We start from the raw sequence: 12,577 nt of genomic DNA on the forward strand, positions 1-12,577 counted from the left end.
GCAGCCGCCAACCACCCACACACCCCCATCGACGACCTCGACATCCTCCTACCCAACGAACACCACCAGATCCTCACCACCTGGAACAACACCACCGCCGAGCATCGCCCGGGCACGCTGAGCACACGTTTCGAGCAGCAAGCCGCACGCACTCCGTACGCCATCGCGGTCACCGACGGCGCCACCACACTCACCTACCAACAGCTCAACGACCGCGCCAATCAGCTTGCTCACCACCTCGGCGCAGGCCTCGAGACCACCGTCGCCGTCGCGGTGCCCCGCAGCACCCAGCTGCTCATCACCCTGCTGGCCATCGGCAAGACCGGGGCCGCCTACCTCCCCATCGACCCGGACCACCCCGCCACCCGCATCCAGCAACTGCTCGCGGACGCGCGGCCCCGGCTGCTCATCACCACCACCGGCAACGGCGCGAAGGGCGTCCCCGTCCTCTACCTCGACGACCCGGAAACCGCTGCGGCCGTGGCCGCCCGGCCCACCACCAACCCGACGCCCGGAACGCACCCGGACCACACCGCGTACCTCATCTACACCTCCGGGTCCACCGGCCGGCCCAAGGGCGTCATGGTGTCGCATCGGTCGATCGTCAACCGCCTCGACTGGATGCAGGCCGAATTCGGGCTCACGCCCGAGGACCGGGTTCTGCAGAAGACGCCGGCCGGCTTCGACGTCTCGGTGTGGGAATTCTTCTGGCCGGTCCTCGTGGGCGCAACCGTCGTGATGGCCAAGCCGGAAGGCCACCGCGAGCCCGACTACCTGGCCGCCGTGATCCAGCGTGAGCGGATCACGACCATCCATTTCGTACCGTCGATGCTCGCCACCTTCCTCCAAGAGCCGGCCGCCACGGCCTGCCGCAGCCTGACGCGGGTCATCTGCAGCGGCGAGGCGCTGCCCGCCCACCTGGCCGAGAAGTTCCACGCGACGCTGCAGGCCGGGCTCTTCAACCTCTACGGGCCCACGGAGGCGGCGGTGGACGTCACCTTCGCCCCCTGCACCCCCGGCCGGCAAGGTGCCTCGGTGCCGATCGGCCGGCCGGTCTGGAACACCCAGGTGTACGTGCTGGACCGGCGCCTCCGGCCGCTGCCACCCGGCGTCCCCGGCGAGCTCTACCTGGCCGGCGTCCAACTCGCCCGCGGCTACCACAACCGCCCCGACCTCACCGCCGAACGCTTCACCGCCAACCCGCACGGCACCCCCGGCAGCCGCCTCTACCGCACCGGCGACCTCGCCCGCTGGCTCCCCGACGGCACCCTCGACTTCCTCGGCCGCGTCGACCACCAGGTCAAACTCCGCGGCATGCGGATCGAGCTCGGCGAGATCGAAAGCACGATCCTGGCGCACGAGGCGGTGGCCGAGGCCGTCGTGACGCTCGATGTCGACCAGCGCGGCGAGCAGCGGCTGGTCGGCTACCTGGTGCCGGACGGGTCCAGGGCGGCCGCGGTCCGGGCGCTGTTGGCACTGGAGAAGGACGGGACCGTCGACGGCGTACCGCGCATGACCTTCCCGGACGGGATGTCGGTCTTCTACCGCAACCGGTCGGAAACCACGTTCTTGCGTGAGGAGATCTTCGAGGATGAGGAGTACCTGCGCAACGGCATCGTCATCGCGGAGGACGCGTGCGTGTTCGACGTCGGTGCGCACATCGGCATGTTCACGCTGTACGCCGCGGCGCGCGCCCCCAAGGGTGTGGTGCACGCCTTCGAGCCGATCCCGGACCTGTTCCAGGTGCTCGCGCTCAACACCCGGTTGCACGGCGTCAACGCGCGGCTGCACCCGATGGGCCTGTCCGACGCCGACGGGACGGTGAAGTTCGCCTACTACCCGGAGCTGTCCATCATGTCCGGGCGCTACGCGGACACCGACGAGGACCGGACGGTCGTCCAGGCGTACACGGAACAGACCTGGCAGGAGGTCACCGAGCCGGGAGTCGAGGGCCTGCGTGCGATGGTGGACGAGCTGGTCAGCGACCGGATGCGGCAGGAGATCGTGTCGACCCGGGTGCGCACGCTGTCCCAGATGATCCGCGAGACCGGGGTCGACCGCATCGACCTGTTGAAGGTCGACGCGGAGAAGAGCGAGGAGGACATCCTGCGCGGCATCGAGGACACGCACTGGCCGATCATCGACCAGGTCGTCGCCGAGGTGCACGACGTGAACGGCCGCCTCGACGCGATCACCGAACTCCTCAAGGGGAAGGGCTTCCAGGTCACTTCCGGCGTTACCTCGGCGCTGCACCGCACCCGGCTGGTGACGCTGTACGCCGTCCGCGAGGTGCGCGGCGGCGCCAATCCGCCACCGGTGAAGCGATGGTCCGACCCGGACCGCCTGGTCGAGGACGTGCGCGGGCACCTGCGTGAGCGGCTGCCGCTTCCGATGGTCCCCGACGCCATGGTCGTGCTCGACGGGCTGCCGCTGTCGCACAACGGCAAGCTGGACCGGCGCGCCCTGCCCCACGCGGCCCGGGCGGACCGGGGACCGCGCCGGCCGCCGCGGACCGACCGCGAAGAGGCGCTGTGCCGGTTGTTCGGCCAGATCTTGGACGTGCCGGAGATCGGCATCGACGACGACTTCTTCGAGCTGGGTGGCCAGTCCTTGCTGGCGATCCGGCTGGTCAGCCGGGTGCGCGCCGAGCTGGGCGGGGACGTGAGCATCCGGACTGTGTTCGAGTCGCCCACGGTCGCCGCGCTCGCCGAGCGGATCGGCGAGCGGACCGGCCGGGACGATGTCGCCGTGCTGCTGCCGATCCGGGCGTGGGGCAGTGAGCCGCCGCTGTTCTGCATCCATGAGCTGTACGGGCTGAGCTGGGCGTACCGCCGGCTCGCCGAGCACGTGCCGGCCGATGTTCCGGTGTACGGCCTGCAGGCCCGCGGGATCCTGGAGCCCGACCGGTTGCCCCGCTCGGTGGCGGAGATGGCGCTCGACTACGTGAAGCAGATCCGCTCGGTCGCGCCGCACGGGCCGTACCGGCTGCTGGGCTGGTCCTCCGGCGGCAATGTGGCGCATGCCGTCGCCACGGCCCTGCAACAGGAGGGTGAACAGGTCAGCTTCCTGGCGCTGCTTGACTCGTACGTGCCGGACTGGCACCGCCGGCAGGGTGACGACGACGAGGACATGGTCCTGCGCCGGATCGTCGAATTCCTCAGGCGGGACGACGGCCGGCAGCGGGACCGGGAAGCTGTCCTGGCGCTGCTGCGGGAGGAATACGGCGGCTGGGAGCATCTCGGCGACTGGATCTTCCCGGCGTTCGTGGACGCCGCGATCAACACCCGCGCGATCGTCCGGGAGTCCAAGCCTGAGGTGTTCGAGGGTGACGTGCTGTTCTTCTCGGTCGAGGGTGACCAGCCGCACCTCGGCTGGGAGCCCTACGTGACCGGACAGGTCGAACAACACCCGGTCTCAGGCGCGCACAACGACATGATGGAGCAACCGGCGGTGGACGAGATCGGCGCCATCCTCGGCCGGAGACTGGCATGACGAGCGGCAACCGGGACCGCAACGGACTGATGCGGCACGTCGAGTCGCTGGCCGCGGCGATGATGCCGACACCGCTGGTCCCGCTGGCCGATGAGCGGCTGGACCTCTACGCCAAGCTGGAGTTCAGCAACTTCTCCGGCAGCGCCAAGGACCGGTCGGCCCTGTGGATCCTGCGGCAGGCGATCCTGCGCGAGCAGGTGACCCCGAAGTCGGTCCTGGTCGAGTCGTCCTCGGGCAATTTCGCCATCGCCCTTGCGTCGCTCTGCGCCTCGCTCGGTCTCGAGTTCGTCCCGGTGATCGACTCGAACGTCAACCGGACCACCGAAAACTTCTTGCGGGCGCTCAGCAGCCGGGTGGAGCGGGTGCACGACATCGACGACACCGGCGGCTTCCTGAAGTCGCGCCTCCGACGGGTGCAGGACCTGTGCGCGGAACTGCCGGACTCTTACTGGCCCAACCAGTACGCGAACACCGACGGCGCGGACGCGCACTATCGCTTCACCGCATCCGAGTTGTGCGACGCGCTGGACCGTATCACCCACGTCTTCGTCGGTGTCGGTACGGCCGGCACCATCGCTGGTCTGTCCCGTCGTCTGAAGCAGACCGATCCGCGCGTACGCGTCATCGCGGTCGACGTCGAGGGATCGGTCATCTTCGGCGGCGCCCCGGGCCGCCGGCGCATCCCCGGCATCGGCTCCAGCATCGTCCCGCCGCTACTGCAGCACGCGCTCATCGACGAAACCATGCTGGTGTCCGAGTACGCGAGCATCGTCGGCTGCATCCAGCTGTGGCAGCGGCACGGCATCTTCGCCGGCGGGTCCAGCGGCAGCGTCTACGCGGCCGTCCAGCGCTACTTCGCCGGCTACCGCGGGCCCCGCCCGCGGGTCGTGTTCCTGTGCGCCGACCGCGGCAACGCTTATGCCGACACCGTCTTCAACCCACAGTGGGTCGCCGAGACCTATCCGGAGCGGATCGACGACGTGTTGATCTCCTCAACGGCATCAGTGTGATTGGAGGAGAGAGCATGCCCTACGCCCCGCCCGAAGCACTGCTCGTCGTCCGCGGCGCCGAGGTCGCCGAGCAGATCGAAGGGAACCGGGAAACGGTTCAGGACATCGTGCGTGACGCCTACCTGACGCACGCCCGTGGCGACTCGTCGCTGCCGCACAGCAGCTTCCTGCGCTTCCCAGACCGGGAACGGGACCGGATCATCGCGCTGCCCGGTTACCTGGGCGGGCGGTTCCGGGTCTCGGGCGTGAAGTGGATCGCCAGCTTTCCCGGCAACATCACGCACGGATTGGCGCGGGCGTCAGCCATCCTGCTGCTCAACGACGCCGGGACCGGGTTCCCGTACGCGTGCCTCGAGTCCTCGCTCATCTCGGCCGCCCGCACCGCCGGTTCCGCCACGCTGGCCGCCGAGGAACTGATCGGCGGGCGGCGTGCCGGGCGGGTGGGCTTCGTCGGCACCGGCTTGATCGCCGAGCACATCCGGCGCTTTCTCACCGAGCTCGGCTGGGAGATCGGCGGGTACCGGCTGTTCGACACCGATCCGGCGGCGGCCGAGCGGTTCGCGCAGACGCTGCGCGAGACCGACGCGCCCGACGTCAAGGCCGTCGGCGACGTCCGTGAGGCGTTCTCCGCGTGCGACCTGGTGATCCTCGCGACCGTCGCGGGCACGCCGCACCTCGCCGACCCACAGCTCCTCCGGCACGCCCCTGTTGTGCTGCACGTCTCGCTCCGCGACCTCGACCCGGCGCTGATCGCTGCGGCGCAGAACGTCACCGACGACATCGGGCACGTCGTGCGCGAGCGGACCTCGCTGCACCTCGCGGCGGAGCGGTTCGGACACCAGAACTTCATCGACGGCACACTCGCCGATGTGCTGACGGGCGGCTTCACCCGGGACCCGGGGCGAGCCGTCGTCTTCTCCCCGTTCGGGCTGGGCGTGCTCGACCTGGCCGTCGGCAAGCACGTCTACGACCGGGTGGCCGGACTCGGCGGAGGAAGCCCGGTGGCCGGCTTCTTCCCCGCGGGTTAGCCATGGACGAGCCGTTCCTGGACATCAACGGCCTTACCCGTACGTACCGGAGCAAGGGTGGCGCCCTGGTGCACGCCAACGTCGACATCGACCTGGCCGTCGCGCCGGGTCAGGTGTTCGGCCTGCTGGGCGCCAACGGCGCGGGCAAGACCACCATGGTCATGCAGATCCTGGGACTGCTCACGCCGACATCGGGATCGATCCGGGTGGCGGACGTGGACGTCGTCCGGCAGCCGGAGGCAGTCAAGCACCTGGTGGGTTTCCTGCCGCAGCAGGGCCTGGCGATGCGGCTCATCGAGGTGCGGCGGGCACTCGCCTACACCGGCCGGCTCCGCGGGCTGTCCGGCGGGGCCGCCCGGCGGCAGAGCGACGACCTGCTCGACGAGTTCGGCATCGCCGCCGACGCCGACCGCTACGTCAACGGGTTGAGCGGCGGCCAGTTGCGCCTGGTCAACCTCGCCATGGCGCTGGTCGGCCGGCCGCGGCTGCTGGTGCTGGACGAGCCGACGAACGAACTGGACCCGCGCAGTCGCCGGCTGGTGTGGGACGCGCTGCGACGCCGTAACGAGGAGGACGGCACCACCGTCCTGCTGGTCACCCACAACGTGCACGAGGCCGAGCAGGCGGTGCACCGGGTAGCCGTGATGAACGGCGGCCGGATCGTCGCCGAGGGCACTCCCGGCGAACTCAAGGAGCACCTGGGCAGCCAGGTCCGGCTGGAGCTACGCCTCAAGGAGGGTGAGACGCTCACCCCGGCCGCCGCCGCGCGGCTGGCGTCGTTCGGCTCGCTGGCTCCGCGCGGCAAGGAGGGCGGGTACGTGATCCGGGCCGAACCGGATCGCATCGGCGCGCTGATGGACGTGGTGGTGTCCGACGTCCGGCTCAAGCGCGTCGACGACTTCCGGGTCGCGCGCCCCAGCCTGGAGGAGGCCTATCTGGAACTGGAGGCTACCGGCGACCGGCGGGAGTTCCCCTCGCCGCCGGCGGCGCCGGTGCCCCCGGCCGTTCCCGCCGCAACCCCCCGCCCGCGGCCGCCGGCCCGGGAGTCGATCGGCCGCCGGGTGCGCGAGGTGGGCCACCTGTGGCTGGAACAGATGCTCGGAGCCCGTACCACCTGGGTGTGGAATGTGTTGTTCGGGGTTCTCATGCCGCTCGCCATGGTCTTTGGCATGACGAAGATCGGCTCCGGGCTGACCGACCGGCAGAGCATGCTCTACATCATCAGCGGCGCCACCGTCTTCGCGCTGACCACCGAGAACGTCAGCAACCTGGCGCAACGGGTCGGCATGCTCAAGGCCGAAGGCACGATCATGTACTACGCGTCACTGCCGATCAGCAAGGTCTCGTTCGTCTCCGCGCTCATGCTCTCCCGGCTGCTGCTGATAGCTCCGGGCCTGCTCACCCCGATGGTGGCCGGGGCGATGCTGTACGACCTGCAGCTGTCACCCTCCCCGCTCCTGCTGCTGGTGCTGCCGCTGTCGGCGCTGTCCCTGGCATCGCTGGGAATGATGATCGGCAGTCTGTTCGCCCGGGTGGACATCATCGCGATCGTCACCAACATCCTGGTGTTCGCGCTGCTGCTGATCGCCCCGGTGATGATCCCGGCGGCCGCGCTCCCGGTGCCGCTGCAGATCATGGGATGGGCGCTGCCGCCCACGTACGCGGCCGACGCGCTCCGCCGGACGATGAGCGGAGACCTGGGTATGCCGCTGACCGTCGATCTCGTCGTTCTCACCGGGATGGCGCTGCTCGGCCTGATTGGGTCGGCCCGCTGGTTACGCTGGCGGCTGTGAGTCTCACGCCGTCGGCGTGCCGGTGATGATCCCCTGCACGGCGGCGGCCAGCCGCTCCTCTCCCGCCTCCCATCCCGTCGTCCAGCCGAGCAGGCGGCGCCGGTGGGCCACGGCGCGCTCACCGGCCTCGGCGATCGCCCGGGCTCGGGACCGGGGACCCGGGCCGCCGCCGTACTCGGCCGCGGCGCACACCTCCGCCGGTTCCGTCGGCACGTCCTCGATGCGGTCCTTCAGCGCCTCACCCATCGACGACGCCTCCGCGTCCAGGACGAGCCGCACGGCCCGGCCCACCTCGTGGTGGGCGCGCCGGAACGGGACGCCGCTGCGCACCAGCTCCTCGGCGATCGCCGTCGCGACGGTCATGCCGTCCCGCGCGCGCCGCTGCATGGCCGCGGGGTTCACTGTGGTCCGGGAGAACACCTTGACCAGGATCGCTGCGGCGTCGCTGCTCTCGCGCAGCGCGTCCCATATCGGCTTGACTCCCTCGGTGCCCACCGAGATCGAGTTGGTGTACGGTTCGTTGCGCATCGCCGCGGCCGCGGTCACGAACGCCCCGAGCGCAGCCGAGGACTTGCCGCGTACGTTTTCAAGGACGAACGGATTGCGTTTCTGCGGCATCATCGAACTCGAGCCCACCAGGTCATCGGGCACCGTCAGCAGGTCGAACTCCTGTGACGACCAGAGCAGCAGGTCGGTCGCGGCCCGGCTCAGCAGCACGCCCAGCGTCGCGGCCGCGGCCCCGATTCGCAGCACCACGTCCCGCGCGGCTACCGCGTCGATCGAGTTGCGCAGCGGGCCGGCGAAGCCGAGCAGCTCGGCGGTCCGATCCGCGTCGATCGGGATTGAGGTGCCACCGACGGCACCGGCACCTAGCGAGCTGTACGCCAGCCCCTCGCCCGCTGCCAGCAGCGCGTCCACCTCCCGGGCCAGGCCGCCCGCCAGGCCGGTCAGGTAATGCCCGTACGTGATGGGGGTCGCCGGCTGGAAATGGGTGTAGGCCGGCATGACGCACTCGCCGTACCGCCGGCTGCGGTTGATCAGGACGAGTTCCAGCCGGATCAGGCGGTGAATCAGCTCGGCCAGCGGCTCGCGCAAGCCGAGCCGCAGGCAGGTGGCGTTGAGGTCGTTGCGCGAGCGGCCGGTGTGCAGCAGGCCGCCCACCCCCTCGCCCAGCGTCTCGATCAGGTGGCCCTCGTAGGCAAGGTACAGCCCGCGCGGCGCGGGCCGGCCCTCGATCGGCCGGAAGTCCTGCCGGCGCAAATCGGTGACGGCCGCCAGCAGGGCCGCGGCCGCGGCCCGCCCGACGATGCCCCTCTCGGCGAGCATGACCACGTGCGCCAGGTCCACCCGGGCGATGCGGTCCAGCTCGGCCTTCCACGGCGCGGTGACTTTCCAGCGGGGTTCCAGCAGCATGCGTTGAAGCTCGGGGTCCAGGCCGGTGGTCAGCCGTCCGGTGTCCGCCCCTCCTGTCGCTGTCAACTCAGGGTTCCTTCCGGATCTCCGGTGTGAGCTTGTGCAGCGCCGCCTCGGCGGCCGCGCCGGACTGCGCGACGACGTGGCCGATGCGGTCGCGGAAGTCGCCGTTGCGGGCCAGCAGGGTGCCCGGCTCGCGGTAGATCTGCACCTCGACGACGCCGGGGATCGCCGCGGCGTCCTCGACGCCGTGCACGGCGACCAGCTCGCCCTCGGTGTCCGGGATGAGGAAACGGATCGAGCTGGGTCGCGGTGCGACGTCCTGGGACAGGCGCGGCGGCAGGCCGGCGAACCCGCGGACGGTCTGCAGCACCAGGTCCAGGCCGGTCGCCTCCTGCACCAGGCGGGGAATCCAGCCGCCCGCCAGCCGCGGGTTGACCTCGATGAGCACCGGGCCGTCCGGGCCGAGGCGCAGCTCCACGTGCGCCGGGCCGAAGGACAGCCCGAGCCGCAACACCGCCCGCCGGGCCGCGTCTCGCAAAGCGTCCTCGTCCGGCGGGGAAAGCATCGCCGGAAAGTCGTGGCCGGCCTCCACGAAGGACGGCGGTGCGCCGAGATGCTTGCGCGTCACGCCGACCGGGACACCGCCGAAGAGCTCGACGGAGAACTCCGTCCCTGGGACGTACTGCTCCAGCAGGATCCGCTGCGGCAGCGGCCGGCCGCGCTCGTCGACCCGCTCGCCCAGCAGCTTGCCCGCGTACCGGACGGCCTCCTCCGCGGTGCCGCACAGGCGCACGCCGCGGCTGCCGCTGCCGGAGACCGGTTTGACGACGACCGGCGTGCCGAGCCGGTCAACCGCGACCGCCGCCTCGTCCGCATCGGAGACGCCGGCGAAGCGCGGGACCTGAACGCCAGCGGCGTGCAGCCGCTCGCGCTGCCGTTCCTTGTCCCGGGTGACCTCGACCGCGGCCGGGTCGGCGCCGGGCAGCCCGAACCGGCCCGCAGCCGCGGCCGCGATGCCCACGTAGTACTCCGAGCTGGTGCCTACCCCGGCCAGATCGCCGGCCAGCCTCGCGCACGCGCGCACCACGTCGTCGAGGTCGTCCGTCCGGGCCGCGACGACGTCCGGCTCGTCGTCTCCCCAGTGGTAGCGGGACGCGTTCTCGGTGAGCAGCACGGGCCTCAGGCCGCTCGCCCGGGCGCGCCGGACGAAGAGCCGTCCGGTGCCGGAGGTGTTGCTCTCCACCAGGACGAGGATGCGGTCGCTCATCGCGTACCCACCGCCGCCCGCAGGTCGACGACCTCGTCGCGGGTGCGCCGCCCCCAGGCGTACCGGCTCCAGCGGTCCTCCAGGTCGCCCGGATGGGCGATCTCCGTCGGCTCGCGGGGCGCCTCGACGCCGGCCAGCCCCTCCCGCCGCAGCCACGCGTCGTGGAAGACGGTCCGCTGGTAGCGGTGCCCCTCGTCGGGCATCACGGCCAGCACCGTGCCGCCCGGGTTGTGCCGCGTCCACCATTGCCCCACCTGGTAGGCGGCACCGCTGGTCGGGCCCATGAAAAGCGTGTGGTCGGCGTGCAGCCGCCGGGTCATGGCGAACGCGTCCCCGGCCGGCACCCAATGCACCTCGTCGAACAGTGAATGGTCCAGCACCTTCGGCAGCAGTCCGTTGCCCAGGCCGCGGAGTCGGCGCCGGCCGTTCGGCGCGCCGAACAGGACGCTGCCGGGGGTGTCGACGCCGATCAGCACGAGATCGGGCCAGAGCAGCCGGAGGAAACCGGCGATGCCGGTCGAGGAGCTGCCCGAGCCGACCGGGCAGATCAGTGCGTCCACCTGCGGGAACGACTCGGTGATCAGCTCGGCGACCCGGCCGTACGCGTTGGCGTGCATGGTGTTGTCGTACTGGCCGGGGGTGAATGGCGAGCGGTGCCGCGCCCGGATGCGTTCCACCCGGTCGAGGCGCGCCTGCTGGATCCCACCGGTCCGGGCGGCCTGTCCGCTGACGATGCTCACCCGGGCGCCGAGCGCCTCCAGCCGGCGCCGCAGGTGACTGTCGATGGCGGTGTCGCCGACCAGGATCAGCGGTAGCCCGAGCCGGCGGCACACCATGGCCAACCCCAGCCCGTACGTGCCGGAGGTGGTCTCGATGACCGTGCTGCGCTCGGTCAGCTGCCCCTGTTCCAGGGCCCGCTGCAGCACGAACTGCGCGGGCAGGAGCTTCATGAGCTGGAAGGCGGCGGCGTACAGGTCGCCGGAGAGGTGGATGAGCCGCGGCAGGACGGCCGAATCCACGACGTCCGTGAAGGGCTTACGAATCCGGAAGGCGCTCATCGTCCCCGTCCGTGAAGAACTCCCAGGTGCGGGAGATACCGATGCGGAAGAGCTCACGCCGGGCCCGGTCGATCTTGCCGGCGAGATTCGGGTCCGCGGCGTCGAAGAGCAGGCCGGCCACGCTGCCGCTGTGCGCCACCTCGATGCCGGCCGCCCGGGTCTCCTCGGCCACCTGGAGCAGCCGCGGGAAGTGCTCGATCGGCAGGAACCGCTGGTTCAGCCGGGCGCTCGCGGTGGCCACCCGGCCCAGCGCCGCCACGTCACCCTCGGCCGCGCCCCGGCGCAGCATGCCCCGCAGCGTGCGGAAGCTCTCGATCTCCCACCGGCTGTACCGGGCCGGCGCGAGTGCCAAGGTGTCGATCGGCTCGGGGCGGGCGGCGAAGCCGATCACCTTTATCCGGGGCATGCGCACCTGGAAGTCCTCCAGGATCAGGCCCTCCCGGTGGGCGAACAGCAGCATGCGGTCGTACATCAGCGGGTCCGCCGCGCGCTCGGCCTCGACCGCGATGCGTGCGATCCGGTCGGTGGGCAGGGTGGCGCCGAACGCGCTCAGCACGGCCCGGATCGTGGCGGTGACGTCGCTGGTGGACGACCCCATACCGAAGCCGGTAGGGATGTTGCTCTGCACCGACACGGCCCCGCCGGCCTTTTCGCCCAGGATGTCGGCGGTGGCGCGGGCGGCCAGCAACGCCTTGGTCTTCCACGGCGGGTGCGCCGTCCACTCCGGAGTTTCCTCGGTGACGACGACGCTCACCTCGGTGCTCATGATCGGGCAGGGCAGCGTGACCAGTCCCCGGTGCAGGGAACCGGCGAACTCGAAGACACCCTGCAGAAGCTCGCCGTGGTGGCCGTGTGCGGTCCCCCACCCCCGGCGGTCGCCGTCGCCGGGAAGGAGCAGGGTGCCCTGCGCCTCGTCCTGCTGGCTGCTCAATTGCCTACCCGTCTCTCTCCAGCGCCGGCGCGGCGTGCCAGCGCGAATTCCACCACCTGCCGGCTCACCAGGGCGAGCTGGTGCTCAACGGCCGGGCTCGGTATCCCCTGGCACAGCGCCGACGCGCGGTCCACCGCGACGCCCAGCGGGGTCGGCCAGCCGCGCAGGGAATGCACCGTGTCGCGCAGGGAACGCATCGTGTTGACTGGGCCCTGCGTACCCGCACCGACGGCGACACAGCCGACCGCCTTGTCGGTCAGGTACGGATTCGCGTGGTCCCGGAGTCCTTCCAGGTAGTCGATGGCGTTCTTCAGCAGTCCCGAGAGCGAGCCGTGATGGGAGGGCGATCCCAGCAGTACGCCGTCGGCCGCGGCCACCGAGGCGAGGAGCTCGCCGACCGCCGCCGCGTCGCGGGCGTCGACCGGCGAACCGTACAGCGGAAGCCGCAGCTGCTCGCCCCGGAAGAAGCACACGTCTGCGCCCAGCAGCTCGGCGTGCGTCGCCGCCACCCGCAGCAGGCTCTCCGTGGACGACTGCGGCGCCTGGCTTCCGCACAGGGCCACCACGCGGATCACGCCCATG

The 12,577-nt window shown here is 71.1% G+C and carries 9 protein-coding genes; 4 read left to right on the forward strand and 5 right to left on the reverse strand.

Going from position 1 to position 12,577, the window contains the following annotated elements; genetic code table 11:
* The 4 genes from ABZ783_RS34760 to ABZ783_RS34775 all read left to right on the forward strand — a co-directional run.
* The coding region (locus ABZ783_RS34760) for an amino acid adenylation domain-containing protein (RefSeq protein ID WP_357446508.1) at window positions 1-3,492 on the forward strand (3,492 nt) is incomplete at its 5' end.
* A complete protein-coding gene (gene sbnA / locus ABZ783_RS34765; protein ID WP_357446511.1) occupies window positions 3,489-4,502 on the forward strand; it encodes a 2,3-diaminopropionate biosynthesis protein SbnA in 1,014 nt (337 codons plus the stop codon). The genes ABZ783_RS34760 and sbnA, both read left to right, overlap by 4 nt.
* A gap of 14 nt (window positions 4,503-4,516) precedes the next feature.
* Window positions 4,517-5,530, forward strand: a complete 1,014-nt coding sequence (gene sbnB, locus ABZ783_RS34770; protein ID WP_357446514.1) for a 2,3-diaminopropionate biosynthesis protein SbnB — start codon at window positions 4,517-4,519, stop codon at window positions 5,528-5,530.
* Between the two features lie 2 nt (window positions 5,531-5,532).
* Entirely contained in the window at window positions 5,533-7,323 is a 1,791-nt protein-coding gene (locus ABZ783_RS34775; protein WP_357446517.1) for an ABC transporter ATP-binding protein/permease, read from the forward strand.
* 3 nt (window positions 7,324-7,326) lie between these two features.
* Here the strand turns inward: ABZ783_RS34775 and argH are convergent, their stop codons facing one another.
* Genes argH through ABZ783_RS34800 form a run of 5 tightly spaced genes read right to left on the reverse strand, consistent with a single transcriptional unit; the run spans window position 7,327 to window position 12,576 of the window.
* Complete coding sequence (gene argH / locus ABZ783_RS34780) at window positions 7,327-8,802, reverse strand: argininosuccinate lyase (RefSeq protein WP_357446520.1); 1,476 nt, start codon at window positions 8,800-8,802, stop codon at window positions 7,327-7,329.
* A gap of 1 nt (window position 8,803) precedes the next feature.
* Window positions 8,804-10,006, reverse strand: a complete 1,203-nt coding sequence (locus ABZ783_RS34785) for an ATP-grasp domain-containing protein (RefSeq protein WP_357446523.1) — start codon at window positions 10,004-10,006, stop codon at window positions 8,804-8,806.
* Window positions 10,003-11,064, reverse strand: coding sequence for a pyridoxal-phosphate dependent enzyme (locus ABZ783_RS34790; RefSeq protein ID WP_357446526.1), 1,062 nt, complete (start codon window positions 11,062-11,064; stop codon window positions 10,003-10,005). Before ABZ783_RS34790 ends, ABZ783_RS34785 begins: the two co-directional genes overlap by 4 nt.
* Window positions 11,042-11,995, reverse strand: coding sequence for a hypothetical protein (locus ABZ783_RS34795; protein ID WP_357446530.1), 954 nt, complete (start codon window positions 11,993-11,995; stop codon window positions 11,042-11,044). Before ABZ783_RS34795 ends, ABZ783_RS34790 begins: the two co-directional genes overlap by 23 nt.
* On the reverse strand, window positions 11,992-12,576 hold the full coding sequence (locus ABZ783_RS34800; protein WP_357446533.1) for an NAD(P)H-dependent oxidoreductase: 585 nt from the start codon (window positions 12,574-12,576) through the stop codon (window positions 11,992-11,994). Before ABZ783_RS34800 ends, ABZ783_RS34795 begins: the two co-directional genes overlap by 4 nt.
* Window position 12,577: the final 1 nt, after the last annotated feature.

Source organism: Micromonospora sp. NPDC047738, assembly GCF_040642675.1.
Taxonomy (GTDB): Bacteria; Actinomycetota; Actinomycetes; order Mycobacteriales; family Micromonosporaceae; genus Micromonospora.

Coding starts and splice junctions, on each gene's coding strand:
- ABZ783_RS34800 (WP_357446533.1), bottom strand. CDS start 12,576: ATGGGCGTGATCCGCGTGGTGGCCCTGTGCGGAAGCCAGGCGCCGCAG.
- ABZ783_RS34790 (WP_357446526.1), bottom strand. CDS start 11,064: ATGAGCGCCTTCCGGATTCGTAAGCCCTTCACGGACGTCGTGGATTCG.
- ABZ783_RS34785 (WP_357446523.1), bottom strand. CDS start 10,006: ATGAGCGACCGCATCCTCGTCCTGGTGGAGAGCAACACCTCCGGCACC.
- sbnB (WP_357446514.1), top strand. CDS start 4,517: ATGCCCTACGCCCCGCCCGAAGCACTGCTCGTCGTCCGCGGCGCCGAG.
- sbnA (WP_357446511.1), top strand. CDS start 3,489: ATGACGAGCGGCAACCGGGACCGCAACGGACTGATGCGGCACGTCGAG.
- ABZ783_RS34775 (WP_357446517.1), top strand. CDS start 5,533: ATGGACGAGCCGTTCCTGGACATCAACGGCCTTACCCGTACGTACCGG.